The sequence below is a fragment of the Mycobacterium simiae genome, assembly GCF_008370645.1.
Taxonomy (GTDB): Bacteria; Actinomycetota; Actinomycetes; order Mycobacteriales; family Mycobacteriaceae; genus Mycobacterium; species Mycobacterium simiae_A.
In genome coordinates, this window is the sequence record NZ_VTZN01000004.1 from 38,642 (window position 1) to 54,186 (window position 15,545).

Here is a 15,545-nt window from a genome sequence, read left to right on the forward strand (position 1 = left end):
GTTCTCCTCGTTATGTGGCGCGGAATCGGACCCACATGCCCTGGGTGAGCAGCGCCGGGATGGGGCGGGCGATGTCCCACAGGACGGCGTCGGTGTGGCCGATGATTTGCCATCCGCCGGGAGATTGACAGGGATATATGGCGCTGTATTCGCCGGCCAAGGCCACTGCGCCGGCAGGTACCGAAGTCCGCGGCTCTAATTTGCGCGGGACTCGCAGTCGTGGGTCGCCGCCGATCAGGTAGGCAAAACCGGGCGCGAAGCCGTGGAATCCCACGCGCCACCGGGTGGCGGTGTGGGCGTTGATGACCTGTGCGGTGGTCAGGCCGGTGTGGCTGGCGACCTCGGCGAGGTCGGGACCGTCGTAGATGACATCGATGACGGGATGGTAGCCCTGGTGATCAGCTGCTGAGGCAGCAGAGCGCAGCGGCAAGCGGCGGAGCCGCTGACGGGTAACCCCCTGAAAGCGAGGCGCGGCGAGTTTCACCAACACACTCCGCGAAGCCGGAACGATATCGATGACGCCGGGCAGGGCAGCGGCGCGCAGCGCATCCGTCCACACCAATACGTCGGCAGGGGCGTCACATTCCACCATCAGGGCCTGGTCGCCGTAGTCCAGAACCGTGCGGGTCACTATGGTGGCTGCGAGGTCGGTTGAGATGTCCGTCACACTCATCTTTTGACGGTAGTCCCGAGATTGGCGGTACCGCGAGGGATTTTCGAGCACTGCCAGAGGTGCCTTAGCAAACGCTCAAGAGCGCCACGGCCAGCGCCGTTGCTGACGTGAAATTCAGCCCAAGACCTTACCGATCAGCAGGGGCAGTTGATCGGCCACCAAGGGATAACTTAGCGGCGACGCGAAGGCGATGGCTCCGGCCTGGTCTTTGGTGGTGAAGATGTGGCGCCGCTGCGCGGTCGCCTCCGATCTTGCGATTTCCGGATCAGCCAGCAACGTCTGTTCGTCGTCTGGGCTTTCGGTCGACCAGATCAGCACGTCGGCGGAATCGAGCACCTCTTTGATGTGGTCGCGCGGGATGACGGCGCGGTGATCCGCGGCGTAGGGCTTGATGCTGTCGAGGATGGCCAGCAGGCCCATCTGGGTCAGGAACTCGGTCCGCCAACCGGGCATGGTGGCGACTACATTGCCTTGCCAGAGCTTGCCCTGCAGCAGCAATGCCTTCTTGTCCTTCCACTGCGGATTCTTCTGGGCCACGTCGAGGAACTTGCGGTCGACGGCGTCGATCAACGAATGCATCTGGTCAGCCTGGAACACTGCCTGGCCGATCGTGGTCGCCTGGGTCTTCCACGGCTCGAAGAAAGCGTCACCGTCCGACTGCGCGATAGTCGGCGCGATCGCCGACAGCTTCTGATAGGTATCGGCATCCAGGCCGGCGTTGATTGCCACGATCAAGTCCGGCTTGAGACCCGCGATCTGGTCGACCTGAATTCCGGTGTCCAGGTTCAAGACAACCGGCTGCGCCGATCCGAGTTTGGGCTGAGCCCACGGCCACACCGCAAACGGCTGGTCGCCGAACCAGTTGGTCACGGCTACCGGCACCACGCCCACCGCCAATAAGTCGTCTTGCTCGGTGTAGCCGGCGCTGACCACGCGTTTGGGCGGCTCTTTGACGACGGTCTTGCCGAAGAGGTGCGAGACGGTCACCGCGCCTCCGCCGGGTGTACCTGGCTTCGGCTCGGGTGACGAGCATCCCGCGACCCCGGCGGCGAGCAACCCTGCGGCCCCAGCGACCTGCAGGAATCCTCGCCGACTCCATCCGTGTTGCATCGCGTGAGATTATCGCGTGCCAGGCAGTGATCGTTCCTAGATCGTTCTTAGATCGTTCCTGGTTCTTACAGACGGGCCAGGACCGCTGTGATTATTGCTTTTCGGCGGCGTAACTGCGGGCACCTAGGCCGGTAACACCGCGTCTTTAGCGTCTAGCCATGACCATTACCTCGGTTAGCCCGGTAGTTCCGCTAATCGCGCCCGCTGCGCCGCGTGAGCCGCGTGCCGGCGATCACTGGATTCACGACTGGCGGCCCGAAGACCCCGAGTTCTGGGAAGCCGTTGGGCGTCCGATCGCCCGGCGCAACCTCATCTTCTCTATTTTCGCCGAGCATGTGGGTTTTAGCGTGTGGATGCTGTGGAGCATCGTGGTCGTCCAGATGATGGCGGGCGCACCTGGGCACCCGGCGCCCTCCGGCTGGGCCCTTTCGGCGAGCCAGGCCCTGTGCTTGGTCGCCATTCCCAGCGGCGTGGGTGCGTTGCTGCGGTTGCCCTACACCTTCGCGATCCCCATCTTCGGTGGCCGCAACTGGACCACCATCTCGGCGGCTCTGTTGGTGCTGCCCTGTCTGCTACTGGCCTGGGCGGTAAGCCATCCCAACATTCCGTTTGGGCTGCTGACGGTCATCGCCGCGACCGCTGGGTTGGGTGGCGGCAATTTTGCTTCCTCGATGGCCAACATCTCGTTCTTCTACCCGGAGCAGGAGAAAGGCTGGGCGTTGGGCCTCAACGCGGCCGGAGGCAACGTGGGCGTGGCAGTGGTGCAGAAGATCATTCCGCCGATCGTGGTCGCCGGGGGCGGGGTGGCGCTGGCACGTGCTGGACTGTTCTTCGTTCCGCTGGCGGTTGCCGCCGCGGTGTGTGCCTTCCTGTTCATGAACAACCTCGCCGAGGCAAAGGCTGACGTGAAGCCGGTGTGGCAGTCCTTAAGGCACGCCGACACCTGGATTCTGGCGCTGTTGTATATCGGCACCTTCGGATCCTTTATCGGCTACTCGGCGGCGTTTCCGACTTTGCTCAAAACCGTGTTCGGCCGCGGCGATATCGCATTGGGCTGGGCTTTCCTCGGTGCTGCCATCGGGTCTGTCTGCCGTCCGCTGGGCGGCAAGCTCGCCGACCGGATCGGCGGTGCGCGCGTCACCGCCGTCAGCTTCGTCATGCTTGCGGCCGGGGCTGCAGCGGCGCTGTGGTCGGTTCAGGCGGTCAACTTGCCGATGTTTTTCCTTAGCTTCATGTTTTTGTTTGTGGCCACCGGCATCGGCAACGGATCGACCTACCGGATGATCTCGCGCATCTTCAGCATTAAAGGTGAGCTCGCGGGCGGCGACGCCGACACCCGGGTGCACATGCGCCGTCAGGCTGCCGGTGCGTTGGGCATCATCTCCGCGGTCGGTGCCTTTGGCGGGTTTATCGTGCCGCTGGCCTACGCCTGGTCGAAGTCTCAGTTCGGCAGCATCGAACCCGCCCTGCGTTTCTACCTGGTGTTCTTCGTCGCCCTGCTGATCGTGACCTGGTACTGCTACCTGCGTCGCCACTCCCTGATGGGGCAGCTGGGGGTGTGATCTAGCTGGTCTGGCCCCGCCAGGGGCTGTAGTCGGCGATCAGCTCCTCTTGGGGCGGGCGCTGCTCCGAAGGCACGTGTTGCAGGTTGATCCGGATCCGGTACCAGATCGAACTGGGCCCGCGCATGCCGTCGACCAGCACGTCGGTGGGCTGCAGCCGATCGGCCACGGCAGGGTAGCGCTCACGCCAGGTCTCCAACGCGGCCAGCGCTTCTTGTTTGGTCTTAGTGCGGGCGATTTCGATGAGTGGCATTGTGGACTGGCGGCGGCCGTCGGCGCGCTTGCCAGTTGCTTTGGGAGCCTTCTCCGGGGGCCCCAATTCTTCGGACAACATGAGCAGGCGGTCGAGTCCACCCACCGAGTCGTCCATCCCGGCCCACGGATCGCCCCGATCGGCGAACCGGGCGGGAACGGTGTCCATGGTGAAATCAGCAGGATCGCAGTCGGGCACCTCGTCCCAATCCAGCGGCGCTGACACCCGGGCATCGGGAGTGGCCCGCACCGAGTAGGCCGACGCCACCGTGCGGTCCTTGGCGTTTTGGTTGAAGTCGACGAACACGCCATCGCGCTCTTCCTTCCACCAGCGGCTGGTGGCGGCGTCGGGGACGCGGCGTTCCACCTCCCGCGCCACGGTTTGGGCGGCCAGCCGGACCTTCGGAAACGGCCAATGTGGTGCGATGCGGGCGTAGACGTGGAAGCCGCGCGAACCGGATGTCTTCGGCCAGGCTGTCAGGCCGTAGTCTTCGAGCACCTGTCGGGTGACCAGCGCCACGTCGACGATATGGCGCCACCCGACGCCGGGCATCGGGTCGAGGTCGATCCGTAGCTCGTCAGGATGATCGAGCTCGCCGGCCAGCACCGGATGCGGGTTCAGGTCGATGCAGCCCAAGTTGATCACCCACGCCAGTCCGGCGGCATCGTGGATGACGGCCTCCTTGGCGGATGTGCCCGACGCGTAGCGCAGCTCGGCAACGTCGACCCAATCCGGCCGGTTAGCAGGCGCTCGCTTTTGGAATACCGCTTCTTGAGAGATGCCCTGGACGAACCGCTTGAGGATCATCGGCCGACCGGACACACCACGCAGCGCGCCGTCGGCCACCTTGAGGTAGTAGCGGACCAAGTCGAGCTTGGTATGCCCTGGTCCGGGAAACACCACTCGGTCGGGATGGGTGATGGTGACGTGGCGCCCGGCGATATCCAGGGACGCTGGACCGGTCATGGGAATTCATGGTAGTTCCGGGAGACTTTCTGCCGGGCTGCGACGGACGTCACATATGGTGAGGTTATGCCTAAGCTCAGTGACCTGCCCGGGGCCCCGAAGATTCAGCAGTATGTTGACCGCGGCACCGCCGAACTGCACTACGTGCGCAAGATCATCGAATCGGGCGCGATCCGGTTGGAGTCGCCGCTGAACTATGCCGCGATGGCAGCCGAAATCGCGAAATGGGGCGCGCTGGGCATGCTGCCCGCGCTGAATGCCAGACGTCATCCCGACCGGGCCGCGTGCATTGATGAAGAAGGCGTGTTTACCTACCGGGAGCTCGACGAGGCTACCCACGCGGTGGCCAACGGCCTGCTCGCCAGTGGCGTGCGCGCCGGCGACGGTGTTGCGATCCTGGCGCGCAACCACCGCTGGTTCCTCATCGCCAACTACGGTGCCGCCCGGGTGGGCGCCCGCATCATCTTGCTCAACAGCGAATTCTCCGGCCCTCAGATCAAAGAGGTCTCCGAGCGCGAAGGCGCCAAACTGATCATCTACGACGACGAGTACACCAAGGCCGTCAGCAAAGCTGAGCCGCCGCTAGGCAAGCTACGGGCGCTAGGCGTGAATCCCGATTCCGACGAGCCATCCGGCAGCACTGACGAAACCCTGGCGGAGCTGATCGCGCGCAGCAGTATCACACCTGCCCCTAAAGCCGCCAAACATCCGTCGATCATTATCTTGACCAGCGGCACTACCGGAACCCCGAAAGGGGCCAACCGCAGCACTCCGCCGACGCTGGCGCCGGTCGGCGGGATTTTCTCGCACGTTCCTTTTAAGGCTGAAGAAGTGACCTCGCTACCAGCGCCGATGTTCCACGCGTTGGGTTACTTACACGCGACGCTGGCGACGTTCTTGGGCTCGACGTTGGTGTTGCGCCGGAAGTTCAAGCCGCCGTTGGTTCTGGAAGACATCGAAAAGCACAAGGTGACCGCCATGGTGGTGGTGCCAGTGATGCTGTCGCGGATCCTCGACACGTTAGCGAAGATGGAGAAGAAACCCGATCTGTCCAGTCTGAAGATAGTGTTCTGTTCCGGCTCGCAATTGGGTGCCGAGCTGGCCAACCGTGCGCTCAAGGACCTCGGTCCGGTGATCTATAACATGTACGGCTCGACCGAAATCGCGTTCGCCACCATCGCTGGGCCCAAAGACCTGGAACGTAACCCGGCGACGGTAGGGACGGTGGTCAAAGGCGTGAAGGTCAAGATCCTCGACGAGAACGGAAAAGAGCTGCCGCAAGGCGAAGTTGGGCGGATCTTCGTCGGCAACGCGTTTCCGTTCGAGGGCTACACCGGCGGAGGTCACAAACAGATCATCGACGGCTTGATGTCGTCGGGAGATGTGGGCTACTTCGACGAGCACGGCCTGCTTTACGTTAGCGGGCGCGACGACGAAATGATCGTCTGCGGAGGTGAAAACGTCTTCCCGGCCGAAGTGGAAGATCTGATCAGCGGGCATCCCGACGTGGTTGAGGCCACTGCGATCGGCGTCGACGACAAGGAATGGGGCGCCCGGCTGCGCGCGTTCGTGGTTAAGAGGCCGGACGCAGACCTCGACGAGGACACCGTCAAACACTATGTGCGCGACCACCTCGCGCGTTATAAAGTGCCGCGCGAGGTGATCTTCCTCGACGAGCTGCCGCGCAACCCCACTGGCAAGATTCTCAAGCGGGAGCTTCGCGAGCTGGAGCTCTAGCTCCGCTCACTGGCTGCGTCTGCTGGCCAGGGAACTAGGGATCGCGGGGCAGGCCCAGTAGCCGCTCGGCGATGATGTTCAGCTGAACTTCCGATGTGCCGCCATAGATGGTGGTGGCCCGGCTGGCCAGCAGGTATTCGCCCCATCTACCCGGCAATTGGTCGGTGTCGCCGATCGCGGCATCGGTGCCGAACGATGACACTGCGTACTCCGCGTAGCCCTGGCCGGTGCGCATCGACAACAACTTGGAGATCGCGGCCGAAGGCATGGGGTCCCCGCCGGCAATGGTCAACAGCGTGGAGCGCAGGTTGACCAACTTGACGGCGTGACCCTCGGCTATCAATTGGCCGGCGCGGTGTTGGCCGACCTGGTCGAAATGGCCGTCGCGGACGAACTCAACGAATTGCGGCAGCGTGGCTAGAAAATTGGCGTCGCTGCTGCCAATAGAGACGCGTTCGGCCGTCAGGGTATTGCGGCTGACCTCCCAGCCACGGTTCACCTCGCCAAGCACGCAGTCATCCGGCACGAATACGTCGTCGAGGTAGACGGTGTTGAACATCTCGTGCCCGGTGAGTTCGCGCAGCGGTTTTACTTGTACACCTTGACTTTTCATATCCAGCAGAAAGTAGGTGATGCCATTGTGTTTGGGAGCGCTTGGGTCGGTGCGCGCCAGCAGGGCGCCTCGGTGCGAGAACTGGGCGGCCGTGGTCCAGATCTTTTGACCCGTGATGCGCCAGCCGCCGTCCACCCGGGTGGCCTTGGTGGTCAGCCCCGCCAAATCTGAGCCGGCGCCGGGCTCGGAAAACAGTTGGCACCAAATCATCTCGCCGCGGAAGGTCGGTGGCAGGAAACGCTGTTTCTGCTCTTCGGTACCGAACGCGACGATCGAGGGGGTGACCCAAGTCGCGATCCCGATTTGCGGCCGCTTAACCCGCCCGTTGGTGAACTCCTGCGCGATGATGATCTGCTCGACCGGGCTAGCCGCCCGCCCCCACGGCTTGGGCAGGTAGGGCAGCACCCAGCCGCCTTCGGCGATCGCGACCTTGCGATGCGCGCGGTCCATCGCCTTCAGCGCGGCTACTTCGGTCCGGATCTCGGCCCGCAGCTTATCGGTGTCGGGATCCAAGTCGATGTCCACCGGCCGCATCCCGGTAGTGGTCGCGGTATCCACCACGCGCTGCGGATAGGTCGTGTGGCGGCCAAAGCAGGCGGCCAGCATCAGCGCTCGGCGGTAGTACACATTGGTGTCGTGCTCCCAGGTGAAGCCGATGCCGCCGTGCACCTGGATGCAGTCCTGCATACACCGCTGGGCAGCAGTGGGTGCCAGCGTCGCCGCTACGGCGGCGGCGAACTCGACGTCCGGGCTACCCTCGCGCGCCTCGTCCACGGCGCGGGCGGCGTCCCACACCGCGGCGGTGGCCCGCTCGGTGTCGGCGATCATTTCGGCGCACTTGTGCTTGATCGCCTGGAACTGACCAATCGGCCGGCCGAACTGCTCGCGGATCTTGGCGTAGTCCGCCGCGCTGTCGGTGGCCCAGCGCGCCACACCTACGGCCTCGGCCGAGAGCAGCGTGGATATCAGCGCGTGCGCGGTGGCCATGCTCAGATTGCTCAACACGACGTCGTCGCTGACTTCGACGGCGTTGGCTTGCACGTTCGCGATGGGCCGTAGCGGATCCAGGCTGCGGACCGGCTCGATCTCGAGTTGCTCGGCGCGCAGCACCACCCACTCCTCGCCGCTGTCGATGGCCACCGGCAGCACCAGAATGGTGGCCTGAGCCGCGGCGGGAACCGCGCGGACTTCACCGCGGATCACCAGCACGTCACCCTGGCGGGTGGCGGTCAGCCCGGAATCCAGCGCATAGGCGGCAATCGCCGCCCCGGTGGCCAGCTCGGAAAGCACCTTGGCCTCGGGGTCGTGCGCTGAAATCAGCGCGCTGGCGATTGCCGACGGGACGAACGGTCCGGGCACCGCCCCGCAGCCGAACTCGGCCAGCACTACAGCCAACTCGAGGATGCCGAAACCCTGTCCGCCCACGGACTCGGCCAGGTGCACCCCTTGCAGCCCCTGTTCGGCGGCCGCCTGCCAGTAGCGCGGCGGGTTCTCGATGGGGGTTGCCGGGGTTGCCGCTAAGGCCGCATGCAGGACCTCCGACGGCGCGACCCGCGCCACCAGGGATCGCACCGAATCGGCGAGGTCTTGATGTTCAGGGGTAATTGCGATCGGCATTGTTCGCCTTCCCTTTCCCGAGTTCCCATCAAGCTACCAACCGGTGGGTTGGTTGACCAGGTTGGCTAACGGCCGCCCGTCGCGTAGCCGCCGGCAGTTGTCAACGGCTTCGGTCAGATAGCGTCGCATGGTGTCGGCGGTGTACCAGCTGACATGTGGTGTCAGCACTACGTTGTCCAGGGCTAACAGCGGGTTGTCGGGCGCAACCGGCTCGACGGCAAAAACGTCTAACCCCGCAGCGGCCAGCCGCCTGCCGCGCAACGCCTCAATCCAGTGCGGCTTCGTCGATCACGGCTCCCCGCGACGTGTTGACCAGCAGCGAATTCGGTTTCATCCGGGCCAGCGCGGCGGCGTCGATCAGCTGGTGGGTGTCGCTCGTCAACGGTAAGTGTAGGGAGACGATGTCGCTGCCCGCCAACAGTTCAGGCAGCGGCCGCCAGCCGGGCCGCCCGTCGTCGCGGGTGGTCGTGTGCAGCACGGTGGCCCCCATCGCGGCGAGGATGGCGGCCACGCGTTTGGCGACGCTGCCGTAACCGATGAGACCGACCGTGCAGCCGCCGATGTCGCGAACTGTCTCGCCCAGCCGCGGGTCGGCCGGCCAGCCTCGATCCTGGCGGACCGCGGCATCGAGCGCCGGCAGCCGGCGCAGTGCGGCCAGCATCAACAGCACCGTGCCCTCGGCTACTGACGGTGCGTTGGCGCCCGGCATATTAGCGACCGCGATACCGCGTCGAGTAGCCGTCTGCACGTCGATGGTGTTCACCCCGGCGCCGAACTTGTGCACCAGCCGCAGCTGCGGCCCGCGTTCTAGATCTGCGTGTGACAGCGCCCGCAGCACATGCCCAATCACTTGGGCTTCGGGCAACTCGCGGTAGAAACACGTGTCGTCATGGTCGGCGCACCAGCGGATGTCGAGCCAATCCCGTTCCGCAGCAATAAAATCCAGCACCGTGTCGCCCGGGACGAAGTGGGCGAGGACTCTTAGCGCCACCGGTCAGCAACCCAGTTTGCGATGGTATCGGCCTGCTGGTCGCGCGCCCCGGGTGTGGTGAAGTAGTGGTCGGTGTCGATCGAGCTTTGGGTCTTGTCGGTGCTGGCCAGCGCGTCGTAGATGCGTCGAGCGTCAGAGGGATAGACTCCGGTGTCGGCTTCGGCGTTGATCACCAACGCCGGGCAGGTGATGCGGGCCAAGTGCGGCTCGGCCCGGGTTTGCGCCACCCGCAGGCTCCACATGCCCAGCCAGTTGCGCAGCGTGCAGGCCGCGGCGATGCCGCGCGCGGAGCGGTTCGCCCTAACCGGCGTGCCCGCGTAGCACAGATTGGGCGGGCGCTTGGTCGGCTCGATGCTGGGATCGACCATGCGCGGGTCGGCCCAGGTTCGCATCACGGCAAACGGCCGATCAGAGAATCCAGCTGTGCGAACGCGTTTGAGCTCCATCTCGGCCCAGGCGGTGATGCGCTCGTTGCGCGCTACCTGCGCCGCCCGGTAGCGGTTGAGAAACTCGGCGGAGTATGGGGGCCCGTTGGCTTCGTTGAACAGATCCAAGTCGTAATCCGTTGCCAACGGGTCGTTTTCGTCGACGACAGCAGCGTCCATCCAGGCGGTTAGTACATCCGGGCGTCCGGGATGCGCGGCGGTGGCCACGTAGCCGTCGGCGACCGGCAGTTCGGTCAGCCCAGCCGCCGGGCGCATCCCTTCCAGCGGTGTGACGTTGGGATCGACTGCCTGAGACTGATAAGCGGCCATCAGCGAACCACCTCCGGAATTACCCAGCAGCACCACCGTTTCCGCGCCCTTGGCGTCGCGCAGCCAACGCACTCCGACTCCGATGTCGACCAACGCGTGGTCGAGCAGAAAGTTGCTTTCGAAGCCCCGGAACCGGGTGTTCCAGCCCAGGAAGCCGATCCCGCGGTTGGCCAGGTATTCGGCGAGATAGTGCTCAGAGAAATCGATTTGGTAGTGCGTGGCGATGAACGCCACCGTCGGCTTCCTTCCCGCGCCATGATGGTAGAGCCCTTGGCACGGGTGCCCTCCCGCGCCGGCGCGTCCGGCGGTCGGCGCGGACAGGCCGACGAACTCGCGCCTGACGTCAGCCAAGTCGGTGAACCTCCTCGCCGTAGATGGCTCGGTAATAGATGTTGGCCAGGGTCTGAATGCAGGCCTGGTCGTCGGGCTCTTTGGCGTGGGCTCTGCTGAGTTGGATGTAGCAGAACTGGTTGAACATCGCCACGATCGCCTCGGCGATCAGTTCGGGGTCGTCGCCTGGGCAATACCCCTCAGATTGGGCGCGCTTGACCGTACCGGTAATGAAAGTTAGCGGAATGGAACACATCTCGGCCCAGTACTGGGCGAAGTCGTCGCTGACCATCGCCAACTGCGACACGCTGATCATCTCCGCGAGGCGGTGGCGGTAGGTGTGCCAGTGCGCGGCCGCGGCCTCGTAGGCGCGCTCACGGTCAGACAGGCCATGCCGGGTCACGGACTGTGCTCGCTCTTTGGCTTCGTCGCGAAAGCGCACGGCCCACTGGCGGACCATCGCTTCTTTGGAGTCGTAGTAGTTGTAGAACGAGGCCGCCGAACGGCCGGCTTCGGCGGCGATCTCGGCAATGGTGGTGGCCAGGATTCCTTTGCGCGCGATAACGGTTCGAGCGGCGGTGTCAATCGCGGCCTGGGTCCGCCGCCCGCGGTGCGTCGGGAACTCCGGCACCGGCGCCACCTCCTCTGGAGCGAAACTGAATCTGATGTTAGATTCAGAATCAAGTTTGGGCCAGGCCGGGGCCGATCGGAGCCGCACGATGATCAAGCCGCACAACACCAATGCCGAGTTCGAGCTCGGCGGAATCAATCACGTCGCACTGGTGTGTTCTGACATGGCGCGCACCGTAGACTTTTACAGCAACATCCTGGGTATGGCGCTGGTCAAGTCGCTCGACCTGCCCGACGGTCGGGGGCAGCACTTCTTCTTCGACGCCGGTAACGGCGACTGCGTGGCGTTCTTCTGGTTCGCCAACGCGCCGGACCGGGTTCCGGGTATGTCGTCGCCGGGCGCCATCCCGGGCATCGGCGATATCACCAGCGCGGTGAGCACCATGAACCACCTGGCCTTTCATGTTCCGGCAGAGAAGTTCGACGCCTATCGGCAGCGGCTCAAGGACAAAGGGATACGCGTCGGCCCGGTGCTCAATCACGACGAAAGCGCGACGCAGGTGTCGGCCACGGTGCATCCCGGGGTGTACGTACGCTCGTTCTACTTCCAGGATCCCGACGGTATCACGCTGGAATTTGCTTGTTGGATAAAGGAATTCACTGAGAACGACACGCCGGCCGTACCTAGGACGGCTGCCGACCGGCAACCTGCGGTGGTGGCTGGGCAAAAGTGACGCACGGCATTTTGACCGACGATCAGATCGCGGCGCTGACTCCAGAGCAACGGCGGGAGTTGATCATGCGGATCCAGCAACCCCTCGACGACCTGTTGCCGGCGCCGGTGCTAGCACGTATGCGGCGTATCCGGTTGAGTTTGATGGCCGGCGGTGCGGCAGCGCTCATCCCCTGGACTGTGCTGCTCGCCGTCACGCTCCCGCAGACCTACACCGCGCACAATTGGTCGCTAACCTGGGTCGGATTCGACATCTTCTTGGTGGCGTTCATGGCGACGACGGCGGTGCTGGGTTATCTGCATCGACAATTGGTGGTGCTCACGGGATTTGCCACCGGGGTGTTGTTGATCTGCGATGCCTGGTTCGACCTGATGACGGCGGGATCGCGCGAGTTGTGGGTTTCGGCCCTTTTGGCGGTGGTCGAGTTGTCCGTGGCGGCGATCTTGGTCAGCGGCGCCTTGCGCGCGCTGCGCGTGATCCTGGCCCGGCTGTGGTTATTGGAGCCGGGGATGCGATTGTGGCGGGCGGAGCTCGCGCCGTGACCGTGGATGAGCCCGTCGGACATGTTGAGCGCGCGCTTACCGATTCGCGTCCGGGCTCGGCGCGGCGCCAGGCTGGCATTGGCGACGGGTTGATGGGTATTGCGCTGCTCGCCGGCCCGGCGAATGTGATCATGCAATTGGCCCGGCCGGCAGTTGGCTACGGCGTGGTAGAGAGCCGGGTGGAAAGTGGCCGCCTGGACCTACATCCGATCAAACGGGCACGCACCACCTTCACCTACCTGGCGGTGGCCACCGTCGGCACCGATGCGCAAAAGGCCGCTTTCCGCCGGGCCGTCAACCGGGCGCATGCGCAGGTGTACTCCACACCCGAAAGCCCGGTGCACTACAACGCGTTCGACCCCGACTTGCAGCTGTGGGTCGCAGCATGTCTGTACAAGGGCGCCGTCGACGTGTACCGCACCTTCATCGGTGAGTTGGACGACGCAGCGGCCGACCGTCATTATCGCGACGGCATGGCGCTGGCCACCACCTTGCAGGTGCCCCCGAAGATGTGGCCCAAGGACCGGGCGGCGTTCGATCGGTACTGGCAGGAGTCCCTGGACCAGGTGCACATCGACGACGCTGTCCGGGAATACCTCTACCCCATCGCGGCGGCCCGGCTGCCGGGTGTAGCTTTCCCGGGTGCGCTGCGCAAGATCCCGGAAAGTATCGCGCTGCTGATCACCACCGGCTTTCTGCCGCAACGGTTTCGCGACGAGATGCGGCTGCCGTGGGACGCCGGCCGGCAACGGCGTTTCGATCAGCTGATGGCCGTGTTGGGCACGGGAAACCGGGCGATGCCGCGGTTCGTCCGGCAATTCCCGTTCAACCTGATGCTGTGGGATTTGGACCGGCGGATCCAGACCGGTCGTGCGCTGGTGTAGCGGGACGCGGGCACGCGCCCCTGTCGGGCGGGTCAACCAAGGGATCGCTGGCAAGCAGCTGCGTCAATTGCACTCGAAGCGGCTGACCGCCGCATGAGCGGCGCTGCCGTGACGCTGGAATGGCTATCAGCCAGGTGTGCCGGCCTGCCCTGCGGCACCGGTCGCGCCCTTCGCGCCAGTTGCGCCGGGTGATCCCGATGATCCGCCGCTGCCGCCCGCGCCCCCGGCACCGCCGGTGCCGCCGGTGCCGCCGCTACCGCCGCTACCGGCGTCTCCGCCCGCGCCGGGGCTACCCGAGAAGCCGATCAACCCGCCGGCGCCCGCGGCGCCGCCGTTTCCTCCGTTCCCTCCGCCGCCTCCGGCACCTCCGGTTCCGCCGTCACCGCCATCGCCACCGTCCCCGCCATTGATGCCGCCAGCGCCAGTGCCGCCGAGGCCGCCGTCGCCCCCGGCACCGCCGGAGGCGCCTATCCCGCCGCTTCCGCCGATGCCGCCAGCACCTCCGCTACCGCCCGCGCCGAATAACAGCCCGCCACGGCCACCGGCACCTCCGTCGCCACCATTCGAACCAGTACCAGCGGTAGCGCCGGTGCCGCCGATGCCGCCGGTACCGCCGAAGCCGCCAAGCGTGACGTTGCCGAAGGAATTGCCCCCGTTGCCGCCGTTCCCGGCGGAGGCGCCGAGGCCGCCGTTTCCGCCGGCGCCGCCGCCACCCCCGGCACCGCCGGATACATCGCCGGCGTTTCCGTTTCCGCCATTTCCGCCGTTCCCGCCCGGCGCACCGATGCCGCCGTTACCTCCGACACCGCCGCCGCCACCACCGTTGCCGATGCTGTTGCCGATCCCGCCTTCCCCGCCGCCGTTGCCGCCGCCATTGCCCCCGCCGCCCTGGAAGCCGCCGATGCCACCATCGCCCCCGCCGCCCTTGCCGCCAACGGGCTGGCCCTGCCCGGCGCCGTCGCCGCCGCTGCCGCCGGCGCCGCCGCCGCCCCCTCCGCTGGCTGAGGGACTGTTCGAGTTAAATTTGCCGCCAACACCGCCGGCCCCACCGGGCGCACCGGGGCCGCCATTGCCACCACTACCGCCGCCGCCACCGCCGCTGCCGCCGACGATGTTGTCGCCATCGCCGCCAGTGCCTCCGTTGCCACCGGCCTCCCCGATGCCGCTGCCGTTGCTGCCCGGCTGTCCACCACCGCCCCCGACTATGCCGAAGCCGTCGACGCCGTCGGCGCCGTCAGGCGCCGGAGTGGTCGGAGTGGCGGGCCCAGGATTGACCCCGGGCGTGCCGATGGCCCCGGCCCCGCCGTGGCCGCCGGCGCCGCCGGCGCCGAATAGCCCGGCGCTACCGCCGGCTCCGCCGTTACCGCCGTTGCTACCGGGTCCTGGTGCGGCGCCGCCCGCCCCGCCCGAACCGCCATTGCCCCACAGCCAGCCCCCTGCGCCACCGGCGCCGCCTGCGGCGCCCGCCCCACCCGTGCCTCCTACTCCGCCGTTGCCGATGAGGCCGCTGGGTCCGCCGGCCCCGCCGGCCACCCCGGCGGTGTTGCTGGTGCCGCCCTTTCCGCCGTCGCCGAACAGCAGACCGCCGGGGCCACCGGGCTGGCCTGGTCCGCCGTCGGCGCCGTTGCCGATCAGGGGACGACCCAGTAGCGCCTGGGTGGGCGCGTTGACCGCGTTGAGCAGAGCCTGCTCGATGTTGGCGGCTTCGGCGGCCGCATATGAGCTTCCGGCAGCGGCCAGCGAGCGCACAAATTGGTCATGGACCGCTGCCGCCTGGGCGCTCAGCGCCTGATAGGCGTTGGCGTGTGTGCGAAACAGGGCAGCAATGGCGACCGATACCTCATCCGCGCCGGCCGCCAACAGTTGCGTGGTGGACATGGCTGCCGCCGACACCTAACAGCCTGCCGACACCGACGTCCCCACCGACTTTGGTGGCGGCCGATGTCATCCCGCCGGCCCCGCCGCGACCAAGTAGGCGGGTGACCCCGCCGGCGCCGCCTTTCCCGCCGTCGGAAAAATCGTTGCGGACCTTCCGGACCCGCCTGCGCCGCCGTTGCCGACCAACCACCCGCTGAGCGTTCCGTTTTGCCCCGTCCCGGCGCGCCGTGCCTGCCGGCTCCTGACAACGACTGGTGAAGTCAGACTTGCAATGCGACCGTTCGTGGGGTCGAATACCAATAATGAAAATCATGTTCATCTCGGGCAGAC

The 15,545-nt window shown here is 65.9% G+C and carries 13 protein-coding genes and 1 pseudogene; 5 read left to right on the forward strand and 9 right to left on the reverse strand.

Features of this window, described 5'->3' with window-relative positions; genetic code table 11:
- Positions 1–10: 10 nt before the first annotated feature.
- The gene (locus tag F0Q45_RS01630; protein ID WP_149652241.1) at positions 11–673 is read right to left on the reverse strand and encodes a 5-oxoprolinase subunit B family protein; all 663 of its coding nucleotides are present in this window, start codon (positions 671–673) and stop codon (positions 11–13) included.
- A gap of 114 nt (positions 674–787) precedes the next feature.
- On the reverse strand, positions 788–1,783 hold the full coding sequence (locus tag F0Q45_RS01635; RefSeq protein WP_149652242.1) for an ABC transporter substrate-binding protein: 996 nt from the start codon (positions 1,781–1,783) through the stop codon (positions 788–790).
- A 158-nt stretch (positions 1,784–1,941) separates the two neighbouring features.
- Here F0Q45_RS01635 and F0Q45_RS01640 point away from each other — a divergent pair, with 158 nt between their 5' ends.
- Positions 1,942–3,345, forward strand: a complete 1,404-nt coding sequence (locus tag F0Q45_RS01640) for a NarK family nitrate/nitrite MFS transporter (RefSeq protein WP_149652243.1) — start codon at positions 1,942–1,944, stop codon at positions 3,343–3,345.
- 1 nt (position 3,346) lies between these two features.
- On the opposite strand, the gene F0Q45_RS01645 is transcribed toward F0Q45_RS01640, so the two are convergent.
- Positions 3,347–4,564, reverse strand: a complete 1,218-nt coding sequence (locus tag F0Q45_RS01645; protein ID WP_149652244.1) for a DNA polymerase domain-containing protein — start codon at positions 4,562–4,564, stop codon at positions 3,347–3,349.
- A gap of 66 nt (positions 4,565–4,630) precedes the next feature.
- On the opposite strand from F0Q45_RS01645, the gene fadD2 reads away from it, so the two are divergent.
- Entirely contained in the window at positions 4,631–6,301 is a 1,671-nt protein-coding gene (gene fadD2, locus F0Q45_RS01650; protein WP_149652245.1) for a long-chain-fatty-acid--CoA ligase FadD2, read from the forward strand.
- Between the two features lie 34 nt (positions 6,302–6,335).
- Here fadD2 and F0Q45_RS01655 read toward each other — a convergent pair whose 3' ends face one another.
- From F0Q45_RS01655 to F0Q45_RS01670, 4 genes and pseudogenes are all read right to left on the reverse strand, one after another.
- Positions 6,336–8,531, reverse strand: a complete 2,196-nt coding sequence (locus F0Q45_RS01655; protein WP_149652246.1) for an acyl-CoA dehydrogenase — start codon at positions 8,529–8,531, stop codon at positions 6,336–6,338.
- A gap of 33 nt (positions 8,532–8,564) precedes the next feature.
- Positions 8,565–9,522, reverse strand: a pseudogene (locus F0Q45_RS01660) (2-hydroxyacid dehydrogenase).
- Positions 9,513–10,628 carry an alpha/beta hydrolase gene (locus F0Q45_RS01665; protein WP_149652247.1) on the reverse strand — a complete coding sequence of 372 codons (1,116 nt, stop codon included), beginning with the start codon at positions 10,626–10,628 and terminating at the stop codon, positions 9,513–9,515. Before F0Q45_RS01665 ends, F0Q45_RS01660 begins: the two are co-directional and overlap by 10 nt.
- Positions 10,621–11,238, reverse strand: coding sequence for a TetR/AcrR family transcriptional regulator (locus F0Q45_RS01670; RefSeq protein WP_149652248.1), 618 nt, complete (start codon positions 11,236–11,238; stop codon positions 10,621–10,623). The genes F0Q45_RS01665 and F0Q45_RS01670 overlap by 8 nt, the downstream gene beginning before the upstream one ends.
- An 88-nt stretch (positions 11,239–11,326) precedes the next feature.
- On the opposite strand from F0Q45_RS01670, the gene F0Q45_RS01675 reads away from it, so the two are divergent.
- From F0Q45_RS01675 to F0Q45_RS01685, 3 genes are read left to right on the forward strand one after another with little or no spacing between them, the layout of a single operon-like run.
- Positions 11,327–11,911 carry a VOC family protein gene (locus F0Q45_RS01675; RefSeq protein ID WP_149652249.1) on the forward strand — a complete coding sequence of 195 codons (585 nt, stop codon included), beginning with the start codon at positions 11,327–11,329 and terminating at the stop codon, positions 11,909–11,911.
- Positions 11,908–12,453, forward strand: coding sequence for a hypothetical protein (locus F0Q45_RS01680; protein WP_149652250.1), 546 nt, complete (start codon positions 11,908–11,910; stop codon positions 12,451–12,453). Before F0Q45_RS01675 ends, F0Q45_RS01680 begins: the two co-directional genes overlap by 4 nt.
- Positions 12,450–13,337, forward strand: coding sequence for an oxygenase MpaB family protein (locus F0Q45_RS01685; protein ID WP_262490824.1), 888 nt, complete (start codon positions 12,450–12,452; stop codon positions 13,335–13,337). The genes F0Q45_RS01680 and F0Q45_RS01685 overlap by 4 nt, the downstream gene beginning before the upstream one ends.
- 126 nt (positions 13,338–13,463) lie before the next feature.
- Here the strand turns inward: F0Q45_RS01685 and F0Q45_RS01690 are convergent, their stop codons facing one another.
- Together F0Q45_RS01690 and F0Q45_RS27450 are read right to left on the reverse strand one after the other, a co-directional pair.
- Positions 13,464–15,215, reverse strand: a complete 1,752-nt coding sequence (locus F0Q45_RS01690; RefSeq protein WP_149652251.1) for a PE family protein — start codon at positions 15,213–15,215, stop codon at positions 13,464–13,466.
- Positions 15,178–15,405, reverse strand: coding sequence for a hypothetical protein (locus F0Q45_RS27450; RefSeq protein WP_188112746.1), 228 nt, complete (start codon positions 15,403–15,405; stop codon positions 15,178–15,180). Before F0Q45_RS27450 ends, F0Q45_RS01690 begins: the two co-directional genes overlap by 38 nt.
- Positions 15,406–15,545: the final 140 nt, after the last annotated feature.